Genomic DNA, 22200 nt, shown 5'->3' on the forward strand with positions numbered 1-22200 from the left:
GCAGGTCCGGCCGGTGGCTCAGCCCTCGGAGGGTGCCGTCTTCTTCGCGGCGGTCTTCTTGGCGGGCGCCTTCTTGGCCGCCGTCTTCGAAGCCGTCGTCTTGGCGGCGGTCTTCTTGGCCGGTGCCTTCTTTGCGGGCGCCTTCTTGGCCGCCGTCTTCTTCGCGGTCTTCTTGGCCGGAGCCTTGGCCCGCTTCTCGGCGAGCAGCTCGTAGCCGCGCTCCGGCGTGATGTCCTCGACGCTGTCGCCGGAGCGCAGGGTCGCGTTCGTCTCGCCGTCGGTCACGTACGGCCCGAAGCGGCCGTCCTTGACCACGACCGGCTTCTCGCTGACCGGGTCGGTGCCCAGCTCCTTCAGCGGCGGCTTGGCGGCCGCGCGGCCGCGCTGCTTGGGCTGGGAGTAGATCTCCAGCGCCTCGTCCAGCGTGATGCTGAAGAGCTGGTCCTCGCTGGTCAGCGACCGCGAGTCCGTGCCCTTCTTCAGATACGGCCCGTAGCGCCCGTTCTGCGCGGTGATCTCGACGCCCTCGGCGTCGGCGCCGACGACACGCGGCAGCGACATCAGCTGGAGGGCTTCCGCCAGGGTCACCGTGTCGACCGACATGTGCTTGAAGAGCGAGGCGGTACGCGGCTTGACGGCGTTCTTGCCGGTCTTCGGGGTGCCCTCGGGGAGCACCTCGGTGACGTAGGGCCCGTAACGGCCGTCCTTGGCGACGATCTGGTGACCCGTCTGCGGGTCGGCGCCCAGCTCGAAGTCACCGCTCGGCTTGGCGAGCAGTTCCTCGGCGAGGTCGACGGTCAGCTCGTCGGGGGCCAGGTCCTCGGGGACGTCGGCGCGCTGGTGGTTCTCGGCGTCCTTCTCCCCGCGCTCCACGTACGGGCCGTAGCGGCCGACGCGCAGGACGATGTCGTTGCCGACCGGGAACGAGGACACCTCGCGGGCGTCGATGGCGCCCAGGTCGGTGACGAGCTCCTTGAGGCCGCCGAGGTGGTCGCCGTCGCCGTTGCCCGCGTCGGCGGCGCCGGTCGCGTCGCCCTCGCCGAAGTAGAAGCGCCTGAGCCACGGCACGGCCTGCGCCTCACCGCGGGCGATGCGGTCGAGGTCGTCCTCCATCTTGGCGGTGAAGTCGTAGTCGACGAGCCGCCCGAAGTGCTTCTCCAGGAGGTTGACCACGGCGAACGACAGGAAGGAGGGCACGAGGGCCGTCCCCTTCTTGAAGACGTAACCGCGGTCGAGGATCGTGCCGATGATCGACGCGTACGTCGACGGGCGGCCGATCTCGCGCTCTTCGAGCTCCTTGACCAGCGAGGCCTCGGTGTAGCGGGCCGGCGGCTTGGTGGCGTGGCCGTCGACCGTGATCTCCTCGGCGGACAGCGGGTCGCCCTCACCGACCTGGGGAAGGCGGCGCTCCCGGTCGTCGAGCTCGGCGTTCGGGTCGTCCGCGCCCTCGACGTACGCCTTCAGGAAGCCGTGGAAGGTGATCGTCTTGCCGGACGCGCTGAACTCGGCGTCCCGGCCGTCGGCGGAGGTGCCGGCGATCTTCACGGTGACGGAGTTGCCGACCGCGTCCTTCATCTGCGAGGCGACGGTCCGCTTCCAGATCAGCTCGTACAGCTTGAACTGGTCGCCGGTCAGTCCGGTCTCGGCGGGGGTGCGGAAACGATCACCCGAAGGGCGGATCGCCTCGTGCGCCTCCTGCGCGTTCTTGACCTTCCCGGCGTACGTACGCGGCTGCGCCGGCAGGTAGTCGGCGCCGTACAGCTGGGTGACCTGGGCGCGGGCGGCCGTGACGGCCGTGTCCGACAGGGTCGTGGAGTCCGTACGCATATAGGTGATGAAGCCGTTCTCGTACAGCTTCTGCGCCACCTGCATGGTCGCCTTCGCACCGAAGCCGAGCTTGCGCGAGGCCTCCTGCTGGAGCGTCGTCGTCCGGAACGGCGCGTACGGCGAGCGGCGGTAGGGCTTGGACTCGACCGAGCGGACCGCGAAGTTCGTGTCCGACAGGGCGGCGGCGAGGGCGCGGGCGTTCGTCTCGTCCAGGTGGAGCGTGTTCGCGCCCTTGATCTGGCCGAGCGAGTCGAAGTCGCGGCCCTGGGCGACGCGCTTGCCGTCGACCGAGGTCAGGCGCGCGACGAGGGTGGACGGGTCGCTCGCGTCACCGGTACGGCCGGTGCCGAAGGTGCCGGTCAGGTCCCAGTACTCGGCGGAGCGGAACGCGATGCGCTCGCGCTCCCGCTCGACGACGAGCCGGGTCGCCACGGACTGGACGCGGCCCGCCGACAGCCGCGGCATGACCTTCTTCCACAGGACCGGCGAGACCTCGTAGCCGTAGAGGCGGTCGAGGATGCGGCGGGTCTCCTGGGCGTCGACCATGCGCTTGTTGAGCTCGCGCGGGTTGGCGACGGCGCTGCGGATCGCGTCCTTGGTGATCTCGTGGAAGACCATCCGGTGGACGGGAACCTTGGGCTTCAGGACCTCCAGGAGGTGCCACGCGATGGCTTCGCCCTCGCGGTCCTCATCGGTGGCGAGGAAGAGTTCGTCGGAGTCCTTCAGCAGGTCCTTGAGCTTCTTGACCTGGGCCTTCTTATCGGCGTTGACCACATAGATCGGCTGGAAGTCGTGTTCGACGTCCACACCGAGGCGGCGGACCTCACCGGTGTACTTCTCCGGCACCTCCGCGGCGCCGTTGGGGAGGTCGCGGATGTGCCCGACGCTCGCTTCGACGACATAGCCGGGGCCGAGGTAGCCCTTGATCGTCTTCGCCTTGGCAGGCGACTCGACGATGACGAGTCGGCGGCCGCCGTGTGCGGTGTCGCTGGTCGGGGACAACTTCGCTCTTCTCTCCGGTCGACGCGGAATCTCCTCGGGGCTTGGCTCCCGAGGGGTCGGGTCATGCTGACGCTGCGGAGTGTGACGGTACATCCCGCCCCCGTGTCAAACGGGAAAAGCCCGCAACGGCCACTCGAACGGTAACCCGACTACCGCCATTCCTGCCGCCCGGAGTGTCGACCTGCCCTTCCGGGCCCATCCGGAGGGTAACTTCCCAGTTACCGGCGCCGCGCTCCTCACGCGTGGTCTCACACGCGCGTGAAGCACCACACTCCGAGCGCGAGGGCCGCGCTTCCGGCGACGCTCGCGAGGGTCGCCGATGCGACGCGGTTCACACCCTGGGCAACCGGCTCACCCTGACGTACCCGGACCACCGTCCAGGCCAGGATTCCCCCTCCGAACAGGGCGAACACCATCCCCGCGAAGATCGCCGGCCCGCTTTCCATGGCTCTTTCCCCTCACCCCGAGTTCTCAGGCTCGGGAGGCTGACACGCCCCGGCGGCCGCTGTACGAACCCACGGTGAACGCCGGGCGACCGGCACCCCATGCGGCATCCACACCGCACCCGGCGTCACGGTCCGTCCCTCCTCACCCCACCCACCGGAGCGGCCTCCCGCGTTCCCGACTGTGTCGAATCCGTCGTTCCGGTCCCGCGGCAGCGGCGGTGGAAACGGTGGCGGATCCGAGACGGGCGGGACACGGAGGGAGACGGACGAAGGCGGAGACGGAGCGAGATGGAGCGAGGTGGAGCGAGGTGGAGCGAGGTGGATGGAGGGAGGTCGGATATGGAGAAGAACATGGACCACGGAACTGGGAGCGTCCGCCGTTTCCCGGATGTTGGCCGGTTTCCCCTCCCGGCGGGAGGAACGGATCCGGCGTCCGACGGACGGCTCCCCCGCTCCGCCGGCTACTCGACCGGTTCCAGGAACCCCTGCTCGACCAGCAGACGGATCTGCGCGGGCGTCCGGTCCCGCAGCAACACCGGGTCCTCTCCGACCAGTTGCGCGATGGCGTCGAGGATCCGCCCCGCGCTCAGCGTGCCGTCGCACACCCCGGCGAAGCCCGCGCCGACCGTGTCCACCTTGGTGGCACGGCGCATGCCACGGTGCTGGCGCAGCACCACGTGCTCCGGGTCCTCGGCGCCGGGCAGTCCCACCTGCTCCTGCACGACCTCCGCCACGAGTCTGAAGTGACCGGCGAGCAGACCCGCGTCGTCGTGCCGTCTCAGGTAGTCGATCCGGTCGAAGTGCTCCCGTACGGCGTCGCCGAGGGGCTGCTCGACGGAGTGCGGCCATTCCTCGACGGTGATCGACGGGTCGGCAGCGGCCGTTCTGCGCAGCGTGATCCATCCGAAGCCGACGGCCTTCACCTTGCGGGCCTCGAACTCGTCCAGCCACGCGTCGTACCGCGCCTGGTAGTCGGCCGGGTCGGCCCGGTGGTCGCCCGAGTCGCGCAGCCACAGCTCCGCGTACTGGGTGACGTCCTGGACCTCGCGCTGCACGATCCACGCGTCACAGCCGCGCGGCACCCAGGACCGCAGCCGGTCCTGCCAGTCCTCGCCCTCCACGTGCTGCCAGTTGGCGAGGAACTGGGCGTACCCCCCTTCGTTCAGCCGGTCTCCCGACTCCTGAACGAGCGTGCGGCACAGATCGTCCCCGCCCATGCCGCCGTCGCGGTACGTCAGCCGGGCGCCCGGGGAGATCACGAAGGGCGGGTTCGAGACGATCAGGTCGTATCTCTCGTCCGCGCGGACCGGCTCGAAGAGCGAGCCCTCGCGCAGATCGGCGGCCGGGGCCCCGGAGAGCGCGAGGGTCAGCGCGGTGATGTGCAGGGCGCGCGGGTTCAGGTCGGTCGCCGTCACGCGTGTGGCGTGCTGGGCGACGTGCAGGGCCTGGATCCCGGAGCCGGTGCCGAGGTCGAGCGCGGAGTCGACGGGCGTGCGGACGGTGATGCCGGCGAGTGTCGTGGAGGCGCCTCCCACTCCGAGGACGACCCCTTCTTCCCGGCTGCCGATGCCGCCCGCGCCGCCGACGGCGCAGCCGAGGTCGGACACGATGAACCAGTCCTCGCCGTCGGGTCCGCCATAGGGCCGGATGTCGACGCTCGCGGCGACCTCGTCCCCGCCCGTCCGGGTCAGCCAGCCGCTCTCCAGCGACTCCTCGGCGGGCAGGACGCCGGCGACACGCGCGTACGGCACGGGCTGTTGCAGCAGGAACAGCCGGACGAGCGTCTCCAGCGGTGTGTCCCCGCGGGTCGCCCGGAGGGCGGGCACGGTCTCGCTGCGCGCCAGCGCGGCGTACGCGGGGGCGCCGAGCAGGTCGAGGAGACCGTCCGCGGTGAAGGAGGCGTCGAGGAGGGCGCTCCGCAGCCGGGCGGCGATGTCGGCACGGTCGGACGAGGGCAACGGTGACAGGCTGGTGTGGCTCACGCCTCCCATTGTGTCCGCTATCGCCCGGCGGCACCCACCCCTGTGGACAGAGCCTGCCTGTGGACAACGGGGGCGTTGCGGGCCTCGCCGATGGCGCAGGCCGAGAGCCCGGCACGCCTGCGCGCCGGGCTCTCCCGCGGCCGGCAGGTCCGCCGTACAGCGCGGTCCTGCCGAGCCTCCGTATCTCTGCGCCCCTGCCGCTGCGCCGTGGGGCGTGGGGGCGTGGGGGCGTCAGCCGTTGGCCGCTCCCGCGGACCCGGACGCCGACTTGCAGCTCTCCTGCTGCGCCATCGCCTTGCCCACGTCGCCCTCCTCCAGCTGCTTCAGGGCGTCGCTGCCGCTCTGGCTCAGCTTGCCGAGCTGGGTCGCGATGCCCTTGAGGCCCTCGGCGAACTTGGCCTGGTCCTTGGTGTCGAGCTTGGCGACCTGCGTCTTCAGGGCGGCGTACGAGCCGGAGATCTCGTTGAGCTCCTTGACCGCGTTGGCCTGCTTCGTCTTGCCGTTCTCGACGTCCGGCGGTCCCGCGTTGTCGACGGCGGCGCCGATCGCCTTGTACGCGTCGGACATGTCCTGGAAGGCCTGGGCGTCGGTCTTCTGGACGGCATCGGGCGTGCTGTTGTCCGAGGTCTGCTTCTGGATCGCGGTGTTCGCGTCCTCGATCTTCTGCGCCTGCGGCTTCACCGCGTCGCAGACCTGCTTGGCCCAGGAGTTCAGCTTGTCGTTGCCGCTGCTGCCGCCGCTGCTGCCGCATCCCGACAGCGTGAGCACCAGTACCGCACCGCCGGACAGTGCGGCCGCGAGCTTCTTGTTCACCGGTTTGGTCCCTTCCATGGCTCTCGGCCCCGGAACATACACGCCATCTGGACGACACCCACATGGTGAATGTCCGGTAAGACTCTCTTTGAAGCCATTTGCACCAAGCGAGAGAAGGCTCACGACAACGGCGTGAACACGCACGAGGCGGGCGCACGGCACGTCAACACATGCCGTACGCCCGCCCGTTGACCCCCTGCCCGACCAGGCACGGAATCCGTACCGGGCCGGGCCAGGAGCCTGTGAGTTACGAAACCACCGCAGGGTCCGCCGACTTGGCGATCCCTTCGTCGTCGTCCTCCTCGTCGCCCATGACGATTCCGCGCCGCTTGGAGACGTACACGGAGCCCACGATCACGACGAGCGCGAGGACGGCGATGAACACCCGTACGCCGACGCTCTTGTCGTTGCCGTACGAGAACTTCACGATCGCCGGAGCGATCAGCAGGGACACCAGGTTCATGACCTTCAGCAGCGGGTTGATCGCGGGGCCCGCCGTGTCCTTGAACGGGTCGCCGACCGTGTCCCCGATCACCGTCGCCTCATGGGCCTCGCTGCCCTTGCCGCCGTGGTGGCCGTCCTCAACGAGCTTCTTGGCGTTGTCCCACGCGCCACCGGAGTTGGCGAGGAAGACGGCCATCAGCGTGCCGGTGCCGATGGCACCCGCGAGGAACGAACCGAGCGCGCCGACGCCGAGCGTGAACCCGATCGCGATCGGCGTGAGCACCGCGAGCAGACCCGGTGTCGCGAGTTCGCGCAACGCGTCCTTGGTGCAGATGTCGACGACTCTCCCGTACTCGGGCTTCTCCGAGTAGTCCATGATCCCGGGGTGTTCGCTGAACTGCCGCCGCACCTCATAGACCACGGCCCCGGCGGACCGCGACACCGCGTTGATCGCCAGCCCCGAGAAGAGGAAGACGACCGCGGCGCCCGCGATGAGCCCCACCAGGTTGTTGGGCTGCGAGATGTCCATCATCAGGTTCAGCGGCGCACCCGGTCCGGAGACCTTCTCGCCCACGTCGCTCGCGGCCGTGGTGATCGCGTCACGGTACGAGCCGAAGAGGGCCGAGGCCGCGAGGACGGCCGTGGCGATGGCGATGCCTTTGGTGATGGCCTTGGTGGTGTTGCCGACGGCATCCAGGTCGGTGAGCACCTGCGCGCCCGCGCCCTCGACGTCGCCGGACATCTCGGCGATGCCCTGCGCGTTGTCGGAGACGGGACCGAAGGTGTCCATCGCGACGATGACACCGACCGTGGTGAGCAGGCCCGTTCCGGCGAGCGCCACGGCGAACAGCGCCAGCAGGATCGACGTACCGCCCAGCAGGAAGGCCCCGTACACGCCGAGACCGATCAACAGGGCGGTGTAGACGGCCGATTCGAGACCGATGGAGATGCCGGCGAGGATCACGGTGGCCGCGCCGGTCAGGGAACTCTTGCCGATGTCCCGGACGGGACGGCGGCTGGTCTCGGTGAAGTAGCCGGTCAACTGCTGGATGAGCGCAGCCAGGACGATGCCGATCGCGACGGCGACGAGCGCGAGGACCCTCGGGTCACCGCCCTTGGCCTTGATCGCCGCGTCCGTGACCCCGTCGAGTTCGGCGTAGGTCCCCGGAAGGTAGACGAACACGGCGAGGGCGACGAGGACGAGCGAGACCACGGCGGAGATGAAGAACCCGCGGTTGATCGCGGACATACCGCTGCGGTCGGCGTGCCGCGGTGCCACGGCGAAGATGCCGATCATCGCGGTGATGACACCGATCGCGGGAACGATCAGAGGGAACGCGAGCCCGGCGTCGCCGAACGCCACCTTGCCGAGGATCAGCGCGGCGACGAGCGTGACGGCGTACGACTCGAAGAGGTCGGCGGCCATACCGGCGCAGTCGCCCACGTTGTCGCCCACGTTGTCGGCGATCGTCGCGGCATTGCGCGGGTCGTCCTCCGGAATGCCCTGCTCGACCTTGCCGACGAGGTCGGCTCCGACGTCGGCGGCCTTGGTGAAGATGCCGCCGCCGACACGCATGAACATGGCGATCAGTGCCGCGCCCAGACCGAAGCCCTCCAGGACCTTCGGCGCGTTCGCCGCGTACACGAGCACCACACAGGAGGCGCCCAGCAGACCGAGCCCCACCGTGAACATGCCGACGACGCCACCGGTGCGGAAAGCGATCTTCATGGCTTTGTGCGAGACGGCGGTGAGATCCTTTTCGGGCTCACCCTCCGCCGGGGTCGCTTCCCTTGCCGCGGCTGCCACGCGGACATTGCTCCGTACGGCGAGCCACATACCGATATAGCCGGTGGTCGCCGAGAACGCCGCGCCGATCAAGAAGAAGATCGACCGTCCGGCGCGCTGATTCCAGTCGTCCGCGGGAAGCAGCATGAGCAGGAAGAACACCACGGCGGCGAATACGCCGAGCGTGCGCATCTGACGGCCCAGGTAGGCATTCGCGCCTTCCTGGATCGCCGTCGCGATCTTCTTCATGCTGTCGGTGCCCTCGTCGGCCGCGAGGACCTGGCGCACCAGGATCCCGGCGACCACGAGCGCTGCCACGGCGACGACGCCGACAACCGTCACGATGAGACGGTTGCCGTCCGTCAGAACCGCGGCTGCGAAGGTTGTGGGGTGGCCAAACTGATGAGGGGTAGAAAGCCCCGCCATTCGTCCTCCTTGACGCTTGGGCTGAGCTCAAGATGTGGACGGATTCTAGATACCGGAACCTGATCAAAACAGTGCGCGGTAAGCGGAATTAGCCTTCACTTGCTCTTCAGCAAATGATCGACAGGCGTCTACGGACCCAAATGCAGTAATGCCCCAGAAGCGTTGACGCTTGATCCAATTATCACGCCGCTGATCGTGAATTCATTCACGAAACGCCGGGCGTGATCACCATATGGGCGAGTGCGAGTTCCCGGACATGCCGAAGGGCCCCACCGAGTAGGGCCCTTCGGGATGAAAAAAGAGAGGCTGGTGTCAGGAAAGAGCCACGGCCGGCGGCGTGGTGGGCCAGCTCATCCTGATCAGTCCGCCGTTCTCTCCGGGGATGACTTGCACGTCGTCGACGAGGCCACTGATGACCGCGAGGCCCATCTCGTCCTCCTCTGCGTCCGTGTCCGGACCGTCCGGGGCGGCGCCGGACGCCGCCCCACCGGGCACCGAACCGGGCGCCTCGTCACCGACCTCGATGGAGAACTGCTTCTCCTCCTCGATCAGCGTCACATGCACCGGCGCCGAGATACCGCCGCTCTGATGCAGTCCGACGGCACGAGTACAGGCCTCACCTACGGCGAGCCTGACCTCGTCGAGGACGGCCTCGTCCACTCCGGCCCTGCGCGCCACCGCTGCCGCCACCAGTCGGGCGGTCCTGACGTGCTCGGGCAGCGCGCTGAAGCGGAGTTCAACGGTGGCCATGCATCCCCCTCTGAACTACGGGCGTGCTGTCTGGGGGCCGGGCCGTGGGCCCGGTCCCCGATGTGTGCGACACCGGGCCCACGGACCCGGAGACCGGTCGTCAGTCGGTCGCGTTGACCGCCTCGTCCACCGAGGTGTGGATCGGGAACACCTTGGTGAGACCGGTAATACGGAAGATCTTCAGAATGCGCTCCTGGTTGCACACCAGACGCAGTGAGCCCTCATGGGCCCGGACGCGCTTCAGGCCGCCCACCAGCACGCCGAGACCGGTGGAGTCGAGGAAGTCCACGCCCTCCATGTCGACGACGAGGTGGAAACTGCCGTCGTTCACCAGCTCGACCAGCTGCTCACGCAGCTTGGGCGCGGTATATACATCGATTTCGCCGCCGACCTCGACGACCGTACGGTCGCCGTTGGGGCCGGACACATTGCGAGTCGACAGGGACAGGTCCACGGATCCTCCAGCACCTTGCTATCGAGCGGTCGCCCCATGGGACACCTCGGCAGAGCCCCCGGGACGGTTCGCCAGCCGCGATGGCATTCAATCACTTACCGGCAGGCGTGCACGACGCCTTGGGCCCATTGTCCGTCACGCCAGTGACACACTCGATGCCGATGGCCAAGAATCACCGATCCGATCGATCCTCGGCGGACACCGCATCCCGCCCCTCGCCGAGCACGGTCCTGGACCGGCTCGCCTCGGGGCCGAGCCGGGCTTCGCGCATCACTCATACGGAGCACTTGCCCCCGCGAGCGGGTCGCCATGCCGTCTGGCCCGACCGGATCCGTTCGGAGGTCATCGCTGCCGTGCAGGCGGCGGGCATCGAGCACCCCTGGGCCCACCAGGCCCAGGTCGCGGAGCACGCCCTGGACGGCGAGTCGGTGATCGTCGCCACCGGCACCGCCTCCGGCAAGTCCCTGGCCTACCTCGCCCCGGTCCTCACGGCCCTCCTGGAGGGCTCCGAGGCCCCGAACGGCCGGGGTGCCACCGCCCTCTACCTGGCCCCCACCAAGGCCCTGGCGGCCGACCAGCGCCGCTCGGTGAAGGAACTCTCACAACCGCTGGGCAACGCCGTACGCCCGGCCGTGTACGACGGCGACACCCCCTTCGAGGAACGCGAATGGGTACGCCAGTACGCCAACTACGTCCTGACCAACCCCGACATGCTGCACCGCGGGATATTGCCCTCCCACCCCCGCTGGTCCTCCTTCCTGCGCGCCCTGCGCTACGTCGTCATCGACGAGTGCCACACCTACCGCGGCGTCTTCGGCTCCCACGTCGCCCAGGTGCTGCGCCGTCTGCGCCGCCTCTGCGCCCGCTACGGCGCCTCTCCCGTCTTCCTGCTGGCCTCCGCGACCGCGGCCGAACCCTCGGTCGCCGCGCGCCGCCTGACCGGCCTCCCCGTCGTGGAGGTCGCCGACGACGCCTCCCCCCGAGGGGAACTCGTGTTCGCCCTGTGGGAGCCCCCGCTCACCGAACTGCACGGCGAGAAAGGTGCACCCGTACGGCGTACCGCCACCGCCGAAACGGCCGATCTGCTGACCGACCTCACCGTCCAGGGCATGCGCTCGATCGCCTTCGTACGGTCACGGCGTGGCGCCGAGCTGATCGCCGTCATCGCCCAGGAACGCCTCGCCGAGATCGACCGCTCGCTGGCCCGGCGCGTCGCCGCCTACCGCGGCGGATACCTCCCCGAGGAACGGCGCGCCCTGGAGAGAGCCCTGCACTCCGGAGAACTCCTCGGCCTGGCCGCCACCACCGCCCTCGAACTCGGCGTCGACATCTCAGGCCTCGACGCCGTCGTCATCTCCGGCTACCCGGGCACCCGCGCCTCGCTCTGGCAGCAGGCCGGCCGCGCGGGCCGCTCCGGCGAGGGCGCGCTGGCGATCATGGTCGCCCGCGACGACCCGCTGGACACCTTCCTCGTCCACCATCCCGAGGCCCTGTTCGACCAACCGGTGGAATCCACGGTCCTCGACCCGGACAACCCGTACGTCCTGGCCCCGCACCTGTGCGCCGCCGCCTCCGAGATTCCCCTCACCGACGAGGACCTCGAACTCTTCGGCCCGGCCGCCGCCGGACTGCTGCCGCAGCTGGAGGCCGCGAAGCTGCTGCGCCGCCGGACCACGGCCTGGCACTGGACCCGCCGGGAGCGCGCCGTCGACCTGACCGACATCCGCGGGGGCGGTGGCAGCCCGGTGCAGGTCGTGGAGGCCGGGACCGGCCGTCTGCTCGGCACGGTCGACGAGGGCGCCGCGCACACGGCGGTCCACGAGGGCGCGGTCCATCTGCACCAGGGCCGTACGTACCTGGTGCGCAAGCTGGACCTGGAGGACTCCGTCGCCCTGGTCGAGGAGGCCAGCCCTCCGTACTCGACGGTCGCCCGGGACACGACCACCATCGCCGTCCTGGAGACCGACGTCGAAGTCCCCTGGGGCGACGGCCGGTTGTGCTACGGCTCCGTCGAGGTCACCAATCAGGTCGTCTCCTTCCTGCGCCGACGTGTCATCACCGGTGAGGTGATGGGCGAGACCAAGCTCGACCTCCCTCCCCGTACGCTCCGCACCCGTGCCGTCTGGTGGACGGTCACCGAGGACCAGCTGGACGCGGCCCGGATCAATCCGGAGATCCTCGGCGGCACCCTGCACGCCGCCGAGCACGCGTCGATCGGCATGCTGCCGCTGTTCGCCACCTGCGACCGCTGGGACATCGGCGGCGTCTCCGTCCCCCTCCACCCGGACACGCTCCTGCCGACCGTCTTCGTGTACGACGGCCACCCGGGCGGCGCGGGATTCGCCGAGCGCGCCTTCCACACGGCCCGCTCCTGGCTCACGGCCACCCGCCAGGCCATCGCCTCGTGCGAGTGCGAGGCCGGCTGCCCCTCCTGCATCCAGTCCCCCAAATGCGGCAACGGCAACGAGCCGCTCCACAAACGAGGCGCCGTACGCCTTCTCACGGAACTGCTGCGGACGGCCCCAGAAGACGCTGGTTCGCAACAGCCGGGGCCGGACGGGTGAGGTGGACGCCGGACGGGTGAAACGTAGGGGGACGGACGCGCGGCTCCGGCCGGTGGACAAAAAATCGGGGACTTACGGCCGAACGGGTGAATGCCGGGTGTGTGACGGCCGCGGCCAGGGGTCTCGGGGGCCTGGCGGGGTTGAGGTGACTTGAGGGCTGGAGGAGGCTGCAGGGCCCGAGGAGGCCGCAGGGCCGGACGATCTCGGAAGGCTGGAGAAGCCCGGACGGCCGGAGCGGGCGGGTGGGCCGGAGGGGGCCGGGCCAGCTGGTGGAGACCGGACGGCCGGAGAGGTCCGGTCGGCTGGTTAAGACCGGAGGGCCGGAGGGGGATGGTCGGCCGCTGGGGACCGAGAGGTCAGGAGAACCGGAGGAGACCGGAACTGCCCGGGACGGCGATGGTTCCGTGGGGCCCGGGGGCCCTGCCCTCGCTCTGACCTCGGCGGTGATCAGCCCGCTTCCGGACGCCGCCGTCACATCCGAGATCTGGCCCTCGACCTCGCACCGCACGAGCCGTGCCCCCTGTGCCTGGGCCACACGCTCCGCGCGGGCGCAGGCCGCCGCTCCTCCGTCGCTCCAGTGGTCCGCCGCGGCGAGGGCTGCCAGGTCCGCGGCCCCTGCCGCCCGGTGCCGCACCAGGACGGCGTGACCCATCGACAACACCGCCCCGAACACGACACACAGCATCGCGATCGCGCCCACCGTCCACACCGTCGCGGACCCCCTGTCGGAGGACGTCGCTCGCCGTACCGGCGGCGGGGAGAGCGGCACGCGCCCCCGCGCAAGCCGTCTCGCACCGCGGCCGCTCCCCACGGGCGACCACTCCCACCGCCGGACCCACCGGCGACTCCCGCTCCTCATCTCCGTTCCACCCCCTCGGCCGTGTCCCCCACCGTCTCCTCCGCCATCGCCACCGCCTCGTCCTTCAGTTCGATGGACAGCGCGGCGGGACCGGGCGTCCTCGCGCCGACCGTCACCCGGACCAGGTCGCCCTCCCGGCCCACCGTGACCGTCGCGCCGGACGGAGCCGCCCGGCGGGCCGTTGCCACGACCACGTCCTGTGGGTCCTGGCGGGCCGCCGACCGGGCTCCGGCCCGCGCCGCGTCCACGCACTGGATCTGCGCGGACGCGGCGAGCAGGGCCCAGACGAGCGCCATGCCGACGAGCGCCAGCGAAGGCAGCACCACAGCGGCCTCCGCGGTGACGAACCCTCCGTCCGGCTGCGGGCCGGGGCCGGCCCTCGACCGGCCCCGGCCCGGACCGCGTTCACATCTGGACATTGAGCGCCCGCCCCACGATGCCCTGCAGTTCCTCACCGACCTGCCCGCTGGTGACAACCTTGTAGAGGGCCACGGCGAAGGCCACCGCCGCGATGACACCCACCGCGTACTCGGACGTGACCATTCCCGCGTCCCTCCGCGCAGCGATCGTCGCGAGCATCCAGGCCCGTGTCGCCCGCAGCTGCGCCCGCTGTTGCGCTCGTCCTGGCGCTCGTCCCGGCTCTCGCCCTGGCCCTTGCTCTCGTCCTTGCCCTGAACCCTGTCCTCCTCCGCGCCGCTGCGCCGACCGGAGCACCCGCACCATTCCACCCATGTCAACCTCCCTTGAATTCAGCCCTGTTGGCCGATCGATCCCATTGCCCTTCACCCCTCGCCTCTGCCGCCGCCCCTCACCCACCACCCCCTCGCAGCAACCCGCCCGCCAGCCCGATCACCACGGGCAGCACGCCGATCGCGAGGAAGGCGGGCAGGAAGCACAGCCCCACCGGGGCGGTGACCATGACGGCCGCCCGGCGCGCCCGCGCCGTCGCGGCGCGTCCCCACTCGGCACGGGCCTCGGCCGCGAGCCGACCGACCGGCACAGCAGCCGGCACCCCCGAGTCGCCCGCGCGCTCCAGCAGCCGCGCCAGCCCCCGGGCGCCCGGAAGATTCGCCAACCCCCGCCACGCGTCCACCGGTTCACCGCCGAGCCGCACTTCGGCCGCGCCCCGGGCCAGCCGCTCACCCACCGGTCCGCCCAAGGCCTCGCCCACGGCCTGTGCCGCCGCCACCGGGCTCGCCCCAGCGGCGATGCAGGCGGCCACCAGGTCGGCCGCCAGGGGAAGTTGGCGGGCGGCCAGTGACACGTCGTACTCCTCGGCGGGCATCGGGCCACGTCGCCGAAGCCACCACCGGAGCCCGAATCCGGCCGCCGCGCCCACCAGGACTCCGGCGAGACCACCGATCAGGACCCAGCCGGCACACACCACACCCAGCGGAGGCAGCCACCGCCGGACGTGATCCCGTGCCTCGTGGCGCCGCGGCGGCGGTGCCGGATCGGGGAGCAGCAGTTCGGCCAGCCGTCTGCGCACCCTCCTCGCCCTCCGCAGCGTGCCGAGCCGGCGGACCGGCGAGCCGAGGAGGAGCACTCCGCACACAAGTACCCCCAGCCTGTGGACAACTTCCGCGCTCATGCCGTCTCCGCCCCTCGCACGATCCGCAGCGCCCACCACAGCCCCACGCCCTCCAGCACCCCGCCGACGAGCAGGCAGCCCAGGCCGGGACCGGTGTGCAGCAGCACGTGCAGGGGGTCAGCGCCGAGCGCGGTGCCGAGCAGGAGACCGAGAACCGGCAAACCCGCCAGCATGGAAGCCGTGGAACGCGAACCCGCCAACTGGGCACGCATGTCGGCTCTTTGGTCGCGCTCGGCGCGCAGCACGCCCTCCAGCCGATCCAGTCCCGCCGCGAGCCCCGCGCCCCGGTCCACGGCCACACGCCAGCACGCGGCGAGCCCCACCAGCCCGTCGGCGCCGGGCTGTCGTGCCGCCTCGGTGAGCGCGTCCGGCACGTCCCCGCCGAATCTCGCCGCGGCCAGCACCAACGACTGCGCTCCGGCCAGGCCGTCCGAATCACGCGCGGCCACGAGCAGTGCCTCGCCGGGCTGTCGTCCGGCCCGCACCTCACCGGCGAGAGCGCCGCACAGAGCGATCACCGCGTCCCCACGCCGCTCCCGGTCACGGCGAGCCTCGCCCGCAAGCCGCACCCGGCGCAGCAACGGCACCCCGGCGGCTCCGAGAAGGAGTGGCAGGACCGACGTTCCCAGTAGCGCGATCACCGTCCCCGCCGCCAGTGACCAGGCTTCCGGTCGCAGCCGTCCACGCAGCCGCCGCCAGTCGACCCGGGCCCGCTCCCACCGGGGCGGTCCGGTCGCCACGCCGCCACCGGCGAGCAGCGCCCTCGCTCTGCGCGCGCCCGAGCCATGACCGCCGATCAGCCAGGCCGCGATCCCGGCGCACGCCACCGCCGCTCCCGCGGGCGCGTCCGCCATCTCACCGATCCTCATCCCATTCCCCGTTCACAGCCCACTCCTTGTTCACATCCCGACGCCCGGACCCGGTCAGCACCCCGGCGTCCACGGCCTCCGAAGAACCCCTCGCGCTCCACCGGCCCGCTACGAGCCCCACCGTTCCGGGCACGCTCGGCCCACGACACGCCCTCGTCCCGATCCCCCGGCTTCCCGCCCGCAGAAGCTCCCTGAGCCGCTCCCACCCCCGCTCGCAGGCGAAGGCGTCCTCCCCCCACCGCAGCGCCGGCACCGTGACCACCAGTCCCGACGGATCGCGTTCCAGTACGTGCACTTCGGCGATCCGGCGCCGCCCGGTCCGGTCCCGCACGAGGTGCAGGACCACGGACAGCGCCGCCGCCAACTGGCTGTGCAGCGCGGCCCTGTCCAGGCCCGCCGCGGTGCCCAGGGCCTCCAGCCGGGCCGGGACCTGTGCCGCCGCATTGGCGTGAAGAGTTCCCGACCCGCCCTCGTGTCCCGTGTTCAGCGCGGCCAGCAGGGAGACGACCTCGGGGCCGCGCACCTCGCCGACCACCAGTCGGTCCGGTCTCATGCGCAGGGCCTGCCGGACGAGATCCTGGAGCGAGACCAGTCCGACGCCTTCCTGGTTGGCGGGCCGCCCTTCCAGACGCACCACATGGGGATGGTCGGGCCGCAGTTCGGCGGAGTCCTCGGCGAGCACGATCCGCTCCCCGGGACCCACCAGCCCGAGCAGCGCGCTCAGCAGGGTCGTCTTGCCGGATCCCGTGCCTCCGCTGATCAGGAACGACAGCCGGGCGTCGAGCAGAGCGCGGAGCACCCGGTCCCCGCCGGGCGGCACCGTGCCCGCCGCAACCAGTTCGTCGAGGGTGAACGCGCGCGGCCGCACGACGCGCAGGGACAGACAGGTGGAGCCGACGGCGACCGGTGGCAGCACCGCGTGCAGCCGGGTCCCGTCCGGCAGCCTGGCGTCCACCCAGGGGCGGGCGTCGTCGAGCCGTCTCCCGGCGACCGCCGCCAGACGCTGCGCGAGACGTCGTACGGCCGCCGCGTCGGGGAAGGCGACGGAGGTCAGTTCCAGGCCGCCGCCGCGGTCCACCCAGACCCGGTCGGGCGCCGAGACGAGCACGTCGGTCACCGAAGGGTCGGCGAGCAGCGGTTCCAGCGGACCGCTGCCGACCAGCTCGGAACGCAACCGCTCGGCCGCGCCGAGGACTTCGGCGTCCCCGAGGACCCGCCCCTGCGCACGCAGCGCCTGTGCCACGCGCGCGGGGGTCGGTTCGGACCCGCTCTCGGCGAGCCACCGCCGCACCCCGTCCAGCAGCCCCGCGCCTCCGTCCGGGCCGCCCTCGATCCCGTCCCACGCCTCCGCGACTGCCGCCGTGACCGGAGCCCGGGCCGAACGGCGCGCGGCGCGCTCGGGTCCGTCCCGGGTGTCGGTCCGCGTCGGCGGCCGGCCCATGAAGGTGCTCGGATTCCGGGGGCCGGACCGGCTGTCGGTTCCCGCGCCGCGATCCGTGGCCGGGCTCGTGTTCCGACTCGTGTTCCGACTCGTGTTCCGCCTCATACGCCCCCTCCTTCGACCGGAACCCGCTCCCAGAAGGCCGCGCAGAACCGGGACAGCGGCCCCTTCGCCGCGCTCCCCGGTGGCTGTCCGCCGTCCAACGGGAAGGACTCCTCGGGCAGTTCGCCCACCAGGGGCAGATCGAGGAGGCGGGCGACCTCGCGTTCGTCGAGACCGGGCGCGCACGGTCCGCGGACCACGATCCGCAGGTCGCGCAGGACCATCCCGACCACGGACGCCACCCGTCCCGCCGCCGCGACGGAGCGAAGGTCGGCGGGGACCACCAACAGCCCCAGGTCGAGCTGGGCGAGGATCTCGGCGACACCCTCGTCGATGCGGCGGGGCAGGTCGACGACCACCGCGCCACCCCGCCGTCTGGCGGCGGCCAGCACCGCGCGCACCGCTTGCGGAGGGACGGTGACCGCGTCGCTCCGGTCCCAGCTCAGCACCCTCAGGGCGTGCAGCCGGGGCAGTGACTCCTCCAGGGCACCGCCGCCGACCCTGCCGCGGGACGCCGCGAACGCCGGCCAGCGCAGTCCCTCGGCCGCCTCTCCTCCCAGGAGTACGTCGAGTCCGCCTCCGAGAGGGTCCGCGTCCACGAGCAGGGTGCGCTTCCCCTCACGCGCCGAGGTGACGGCGAGCGCGCAGGCCAGCGTGGAGGCTCCGGCCCCGCCGCGGCCGCCGATGACACCGACGGTGAGAGCGGGCCGGCCGACTCCTTCGGCCACGTCGGCGATGCGGTCGACGAGCCATTGCTCGCCGTCCGGCAGCACCAGGACGTGATCGGCTCCGATCTCGACACCTCGCCGCCAGACTCCTGGATCGTCCTGGTCCCGGCCGACCAGGACCACTCCCCTTCTCCGCAGGGCGCCCCGCACCCGCCGTGCGGCGTCGTCGCCGACCAGGACGAGAGGTGCGGCCTCCCAGCTTTCCCGGCGTTCCGGAATCCCGTGATGGACCTCGGGCCGGGCGCCCGCCGCGGCGCACAGGCGCAAGAGGTCGTCGAGGAGGTCGACGTCCTCGGTGACGATCAATGGTCCGCCCTGCCGCCCCTCGGCGGTGGGCGGCCGGTCATGAGTGATGGCTCCCGCCACGGTGTCCAGCCCCCTTCGCTGCTTCCTGCGCGGGGCCCTCCGGGGCCCCGTGATTCCCGCTCGCGTGAAGAACCGGCAAGCGGCCTCCATATGAACGGCCGATACGAACCGGCCAAACGCGTCCGACAAACGGAACCCGGCCATGAACTGGCCGCGATCGGAGCGCGTGAGAATCACGGTGCAGCGATCCTGGAAATCGTGTGGATCTTGGTCGAAATCTGTGGACAACCCCGCGGCTGTGAATATCGCCTTCACGCATACCGGTGAACGCTCAACGGCTTCCGCAGAGCACTCCCGCGGCTACACACAGTGACGGATCATGGGCGCACGAAAAAGCGGCCCGAACGATGCCGTGAAGGCCTCGGGGCCGCGCAGAAGTGGAGAAAACCCATCCGGACATGCGACGACCCCCGCCGGGGGGGAGAGCGGGGGTCGTCCCCACGGCCGACTCGGGGGGGGAGGAGTCGGACCGGGTTAGCACGGTCGCGAACGATCCGTGACTTCCATGGTGTACCCGAGAGCCTTCTCAGGCAAACCCACGCGCCTCACCTTACGCCGAATGGTGGGCCCTATGCTCAACCTCGTGGAAAACCACTCCTTGCCTCGTACAGCGGCCTTCTTCGACCTGGACAAGACGGTCATTGCGAAGTCGAGCACGCTCACCTTCAGCAAGTCGTTCTACCAAGGCGGACTGATCAACCGCAGGGCCGCCTTGCGTACCGCATACATCCAGTTCGTGTTCCTGGCGGGCGGCGCCGACCACGACCAGATGGAGCGGATGCGCAAGTACCTGTCCTCGATGTGCCGCGGCTGGAACGTCCAGCAGGTCAAGGAGATCGTCGCCGAGACGCTGCACGACCTGATCGACCCGATCATCTACGACGAGGCCGCGTCGCTCATCGAGCAGCACCACAAGGCCGGCCGCGACGTCGTGATCGTCTCCACGTCCGGCGCCGAGGTCGTCGAGCCGATCGGCGACCTGCTCGGCGCCGACCGCGTCGTGGCGACCCGCATGGTCGTCGGCGAGGACGGCTGCTTCACCGGAGAGGTGGAGTACTACGCGTACGGGCCGACGAAGGCCGAGGCGATCAAGGAACTGGCCGCGTCCGAGGGGTACGACCTGGCCCGCTGTTACGCCTACAGCGACTCGGCGACCGATCTGCCGATGCTGGAGTCCGTCGGGCACCCGCACGCGGTGAACCCGGACCGCGCGCTGCGCCGCGAGGCCGTCGCCCGGTCCTGGCCGATCCTGGACTTCCACCGCCCGGTCCGGCTCAAGCAGCGACTGCCCGCCCTGTCCGTACCCCCTCGCCCCGCCCTCGTCGCCGCGGCCGCCATAGGAGCGGCAGCCGCCACGGCCGGGCTCGTCTGGTACGCCAGCCGCCGTCGCGCGGCGGCGGTATGAGCCGCCACGCGCGCGATGACCGATGTGATTCGCCACGCGCGCGCGGCGAATCACATGAAGTCCATTTCTCACCCTTTTGAACCTAAAAGTAAAGAAGTGTGGTGAGGGGTTTCCCTTCCTCCGGACCTGGAGTACAAAGGGTTTAACGGCCCGCGAGACCAAGGACATCCGAGAGGATCACCTTCAAACGCAATAAGGCCCCACGGACCGAGCATGGACATCGAGCACCCACGCGACGTCGACCCGTCGATTACGGGCCAGCCGCACCAGGTGACGGGCAGAAGATCCCGACCTGATGGGCAACATCTCGAGGACGCTTGGTACCCCGGTGAACATGCCAGCGGCGGTACGAGAACTCGTACCGCCGCAACCCTTTTCCGGGCGTTCCGCCTCCGCTACGCGGCGCCGCGCTGCAGCGCCTCACAGACCGCGGCGGACTCCCTGGCGCCCAGCTCGACGGCCCGGCCGCAGTGCGCGATCCAGGCGGCCATCCCGTCCGGGGTGCCGGAGACGTAGCCGTCCAGCGCGGCGAGATAGGCCGCACGGCCCAGTTCGGCGTGACCGACCTCCGCCGGGCAGATGGACTTCGGGTCGAGACCGCTGCCGATCAGGACGATGCGCTCGGCGGCACGCGCGACCAGCCCGTTGTGGGACGCGAAGGGGCGCAGGGCGATCAGCTCGCCGTGCACGACGGCGGCCGTGACGAGCGCCGGGGCCGAACCGCCCGCGATGATCAGCTGGGACAGGCCTTCGAGGCGGCCGGCGACCTCGTCCGCGTCCGGCAGCGGCAGTTCCACCAGCGGCTCGTCGGCCGTCTCGCCGCCCCGCCTCGGCCGGCCCACCGCGTCGCCGCGATCGGCCGCCGCCACCAGGTGGAGCCTCGCCAGCACCCGCAGGGGCGACTGACGCCAGATGGACAGCAGCTGGCCCGCCTCGGCGGTCAGCCGCAGGGCGGCGCCGACCGTGCGGTCCTCGTCCCCCGCGCTGAAGTCCGTACGCCGGCGGACCTCTTCGAGGGCCCAGTCGGCACCGGACAGCGCCGCGGAACCACGGGCCCCGCGCAGCGCCGCCTCGGACGTGATCTCGTTGCTGCGCCGCCGCATGATCCGGTGTCCGTAGACCCGGTCCACGGCCTTGCGCACGGACTCCACGGAATCGGCCACCCCGGGGAGTGAACCGAGGGCCGCGAGCGGATCGGCGGCCGCACCTGTCGTACTCATGAGTACGACATTACGCACCCCGGGCACACGCCCCACGAAGGAGTGGTCTTCTTCACGCGGCGCGGGCACGTGGAGCGACGATCGCACTACCCTTGGTGAACATGAAAATTGCTTTCGTCGGGAAGGGCGGCAGCGGCAAGACCACCTTGTCCTCGCTCTTCATCCGCCACCTCGCCGCCTCGGGGGCGCCCGTCGTCGCCGTCGACGCCGACATCAACCAGCATCTGGGGGCCGCGCTCGGGCTCGAGGAGACGGAGGCAGCGGCGCTCCCGTCCATGGGCGAGCGGCTGCCGCTCATCAAGGACTATCTGCGCGGCTCCAACCCGCGGATCGCGTCCGCGGAGACGATGATCAAGACGACCCCGCCCGGGGAAGGCTCCCGACTGCTGCGGGTCGACGAGACCAATCCGGTGTACGACGCCTGCGCCCGGCCGGTGGAACTCGACGGCGGCGTCGTCCGTTTGATGGTCACCGGCCCGTTCACCGAGGCCGATGTGGGGGTGGCTTGCTACCACTCCAAGACCGGTGCTGTGGAGCTCTGCCTGAACCATCTCGTCGACGGCCGGAGCGAGTACGTCGTCGTCGACATGACGGCGGGCTCCGATTCCTTCGCGTCCGGCTTGTTCACCCGCTTCGACATCACCTTCCTCGTCGCCGAACCGACCCGGAAGGGAGTCTCCGTCTATCGCCAGTACAAGGAGTACGCACGCGACTTCGGCATCACCCTGAAGGTCGTCGGCAACAAGGTGCAGAACGAGGACGACATCGACTTCCTCCGCGCGGAGGTCGGTGACGACCTGTTGGTCACGGTCGGGCACTCGGACTGGGTCCGCGCCATGGAGAAGGGCCGACCGCCCCGGTTCGACACCCTGGAGGAGGCCAACCGGCGCTCTCTGCACGCCTTGCGGAGCGCCGCCGACGCCACGTACGAGCTGCGCGACTGGGAGCGGTACACGCGCCAGATGGTGCAGTTCCACCTGAAGAACGCCACAGGCTGGGGCAACGCCAAGACCGGGACGGATCTCGCCGGACAGGTCGACCCCGGTTTCGTACTCGGCGAGAGCCCGATGGCCACCGCCTGACGGCCACCGAGCCGAGCGGCAGCGGCACTTCGATCCGGGCGAC

18 protein-coding genes are annotated in these 22200 nt (G+C 70.8%); 3 read left to right on the top strand and 15 right to left on the bottom strand.

Going from position 1 to position 22200, the window contains the following annotated elements; translation table 11 throughout:
• Positions 1–18: 18 nt before the first annotated feature.
• From topA to bldG, 7 genes are all read right to left on the bottom strand, one after another.
• Complete coding sequence (gene topA, locus ACFWI4_RS24615) at positions 19–2829, bottom strand: type I DNA topoisomerase (protein WP_387199926.1); 2811 nt, start codon at positions 2827–2829, stop codon at positions 19–21.
• Between the two features lie 248 nt (positions 2830–3077).
• Entirely contained in the window at positions 3078–3275 is a 198-nt protein-coding gene (locus ACFWI4_RS24620; protein ID WP_385398628.1) for a hypothetical protein, read from the bottom strand.
• A gap of 461 nt (positions 3276–3736) precedes the next feature.
• On the bottom strand, positions 3737–5266 hold the full coding sequence (locus tag ACFWI4_RS24625; RefSeq protein WP_387199929.1) for a methyltransferase: 1530 nt from the start codon (positions 5264–5266) through the stop codon (positions 3737–3739).
• Between the two features lie 222 nt (positions 5267–5488).
• The gene (locus ACFWI4_RS24630) at positions 5489–6088 is read right to left on the bottom strand and encodes a small secreted protein (RefSeq protein WP_387199932.1); all 600 of its coding nucleotides are present in this window, start codon (positions 6086–6088) and stop codon (positions 5489–5491) included.
• A gap of 229 nt (positions 6089–6317) precedes the next feature.
• Positions 6318–8726, bottom strand: coding sequence for a sodium-translocating pyrophosphatase (locus ACFWI4_RS24635; protein WP_387199935.1), 2409 nt, complete (start codon positions 8724–8726; stop codon positions 6318–6320).
• A 312-nt stretch (positions 8727–9038) separates the two neighbouring features.
• Positions 9039–9476, bottom strand: a complete 438-nt coding sequence (locus ACFWI4_RS24640; protein ID WP_385398618.1) for an ATP-binding protein — start codon at positions 9474–9476, stop codon at positions 9039–9041.
• A 100-nt stretch (positions 9477–9576) separates the two neighbouring features.
• A complete protein-coding gene (bldG, locus tag ACFWI4_RS24645) occupies positions 9577–9930 on the bottom strand; it encodes an anti-sigma factor antagonist BldG (protein ID WP_037625427.1) in 354 nt (117 codons plus the stop codon).
• Between the two features lie 80 nt (positions 9931–10010).
• Here bldG and ACFWI4_RS24650 point away from each other — a divergent pair, with 80 nt between their 5' ends.
• Entirely contained in the window at positions 10011–12494 is a 2484-nt protein-coding gene (locus tag ACFWI4_RS24650; protein ID WP_387199938.1) for a DEAD/DEAH box helicase, read from the top strand.
• Here ACFWI4_RS24650 and ACFWI4_RS24655 read toward each other — a convergent pair.
• The 7 genes from ACFWI4_RS24655 to ssd all read right to left on the bottom strand — a co-directional run bounded on the left by ACFWI4_RS24655 (position 12430) and on the right by ssd (position 18450).
• Positions 12430–13353 (bottom strand): Rv3654c family TadE-like protein, encoded by a 924-nt coding sequence (locus tag ACFWI4_RS24655; protein ID WP_387199941.1) that lies wholly within the window; start codon positions 13351–13353, stop codon positions 12430–12432. The two genes, ACFWI4_RS24650 and ACFWI4_RS24655, sit on opposite strands and share 65 nt — an antisense overlap.
• Positions 13350–13772, bottom strand: a complete 423-nt coding sequence (locus ACFWI4_RS24660) for a TadE family type IV pilus minor pilin (protein ID WP_387199944.1) — start codon at positions 13770–13772, stop codon at positions 13350–13352. The genes ACFWI4_RS24655 and ACFWI4_RS24660 overlap by 4 nt, the downstream gene beginning before the upstream one ends.
• Positions 13759–13932, bottom strand: a complete 174-nt coding sequence (locus tag ACFWI4_RS24665) for a DUF4244 domain-containing protein (RefSeq protein ID WP_385398612.1) — start codon at positions 13930–13932, stop codon at positions 13759–13761. The genes ACFWI4_RS24660 and ACFWI4_RS24665 overlap by 14 nt, the downstream gene beginning before the upstream one ends.
• 229 nt (positions 13933–14161) lie before the next feature.
• Positions 14162–14944, bottom strand: coding sequence for a type II secretion system F family protein (locus ACFWI4_RS24670; protein ID WP_387199948.1), 783 nt, complete (start codon positions 14942–14944; stop codon positions 14162–14164).
• Positions 14941–15798: a type II secretion system F family protein gene (locus tag ACFWI4_RS24675; protein WP_387199951.1), complete on the bottom strand. Its 858-nt coding sequence runs from the start codon at positions 15796–15798 to the stop codon at positions 14941–14943. Before ACFWI4_RS24675 ends, ACFWI4_RS24670 begins: the two co-directional genes overlap by 4 nt.
• Position 15799: 1 nt before the next feature.
• A complete protein-coding gene (locus tag ACFWI4_RS24680; protein ID WP_387199989.1) occupies positions 15800–17146 on the bottom strand; it encodes a TadA family conjugal transfer-associated ATPase in 1347 nt (448 codons plus the stop codon).
• A gap of 209 nt (positions 17147–17355) precedes the next feature.
• On the bottom strand, positions 17356–18450 hold the full coding sequence (gene ssd / locus ACFWI4_RS24685) for a septum site-determining protein Ssd (RefSeq protein ID WP_387199954.1): 1095 nt from the start codon (positions 18448–18450) through the stop codon (positions 17356–17358).
• A gap of 571 nt (positions 18451–19021) precedes the next feature.
• Here ssd and ACFWI4_RS24690 point away from each other — a divergent pair.
• Complete coding sequence (locus tag ACFWI4_RS24690) at positions 19022–19855, top strand: HAD family hydrolase (RefSeq protein ID WP_387199957.1); 834 nt, start codon at positions 19022–19024, stop codon at positions 19853–19855.
• A gap of 395 nt (positions 19856–20250) precedes the next feature.
• Here the strand turns inward: ACFWI4_RS24690 and ACFWI4_RS24695 are convergent, their stop codons facing one another.
• Positions 20251–21075: an oxidoreductase gene (locus tag ACFWI4_RS24695; RefSeq protein ID WP_385398599.1), complete on the bottom strand. Its 825-nt coding sequence runs from the start codon at positions 21073–21075 to the stop codon at positions 20251–20253.
• Between the two features lie 101 nt (positions 21076–21176).
• Here ACFWI4_RS24695 and ACFWI4_RS24700 point away from each other — a divergent pair, with 101 nt between their 5' ends.
• Positions 21177–22157 carry an ATP-binding protein gene (locus ACFWI4_RS24700; protein ID WP_387199960.1) on the top strand — a complete coding sequence of 327 codons (981 nt, stop codon included), beginning with the start codon at positions 21177–21179 and terminating at the stop codon, positions 22155–22157.
• Positions 22158–22200 lie beyond the last annotated feature (43 nt).

Origin of the sequence: Streptomyces sp. NPDC127038, from assembly GCF_042725875.1 — a bacterium.
Classification (GTDB): Bacteria; Actinomycetota; Actinomycetes; order Streptomycetales; family Streptomycetaceae; genus Streptomyces.

Excerpts from the sequence above, each read along its gene's own strand:
- ACFWI4_RS24695 (WP_385398599.1), bottom strand. The coding sequence starts at position 21,075 with ATGAGTACGACAGGTGCGGCCGCCGATCCGCTCGCGGCCCTCGGTTCA.
- ACFWI4_RS24690 (WP_387199957.1), top strand. The coding sequence starts at position 19,022 with ATGCTCAACCTCGTGGAAAACCACTCCTTGCCTCGTACAGCGGCCTTC.
- ACFWI4_RS24630 (WP_387199932.1), bottom strand. The coding sequence starts at position 6,088 with ATGGAAGGGACCAAACCGGTGAACAAGAAGCTCGCGGCCGCACTGTCC.
- ACFWI4_RS24655 (WP_387199941.1), bottom strand. The coding sequence starts at position 13,353 with ATGAGGAGCGGGAGTCGCCGGTGGGTCCGGCGGTGGGAGTGGTCGCCC.
- ACFWI4_RS24620 (WP_385398628.1), bottom strand. The coding sequence starts at position 3,275 with ATGGAAAGCGGGCCGGCGATCTTCGCGGGGATGGTGTTCGCCCTGTTC.
- ACFWI4_RS24625 (WP_387199929.1), bottom strand. The coding sequence starts at position 5,266 with ATGGGAGGCGTGAGCCACACCAGCCTGTCACCGTTGCCCTCGTCCGAC.
- ACFWI4_RS24660 (WP_387199944.1), bottom strand. The coding sequence starts at position 13,772 with ATGTCCAGATGTGAACGCGGTCCGGGCCGGGGCCGGTCGAGGGCCGGC.
- ACFWI4_RS24640 (WP_385398618.1), bottom strand. The coding sequence starts at position 9,476 with ATGGCCACCGTTGAACTCCGCTTCAGCGCGCTGCCCGAGCACGTCAGG.
- ACFWI4_RS24650 (WP_387199938.1), top strand. The coding sequence starts at position 10,011 with ATGGCATTCAATCACTTACCGGCAGGCGTGCACGACGCCTTGGGCCCA.
- ACFWI4_RS24665 (WP_385398612.1), bottom strand. The coding sequence starts at position 13,932 with ATGCTCGCGACGATCGCTGCGCGGAGGGACGCGGGAATGGTCACGTCC.
- ACFWI4_RS24700 (WP_387199960.1), top strand. The coding sequence starts at position 21,177 with ATGAAAATTGCTTTCGTCGGGAAGGGCGGCAGCGGCAAGACCACCTTG.
- ACFWI4_RS24670 (WP_387199948.1), bottom strand. The coding sequence starts at position 14,944 with ATGAGCGCGGAAGTTGTCCACAGGCTGGGGGTACTTGTGTGCGGAGTG.
- ACFWI4_RS24675 (WP_387199951.1), bottom strand. The coding sequence starts at position 15,798 with ATGGCGGACGCGCCCGCGGGAGCGGCGGTGGCGTGCGCCGGGATCGCG.
- ACFWI4_RS24635 (WP_387199935.1), bottom strand. The coding sequence starts at position 8,726 with ATGGCGGGGCTTTCTACCCCTCATCAGTTTGGCCACCCCACAACCTTC.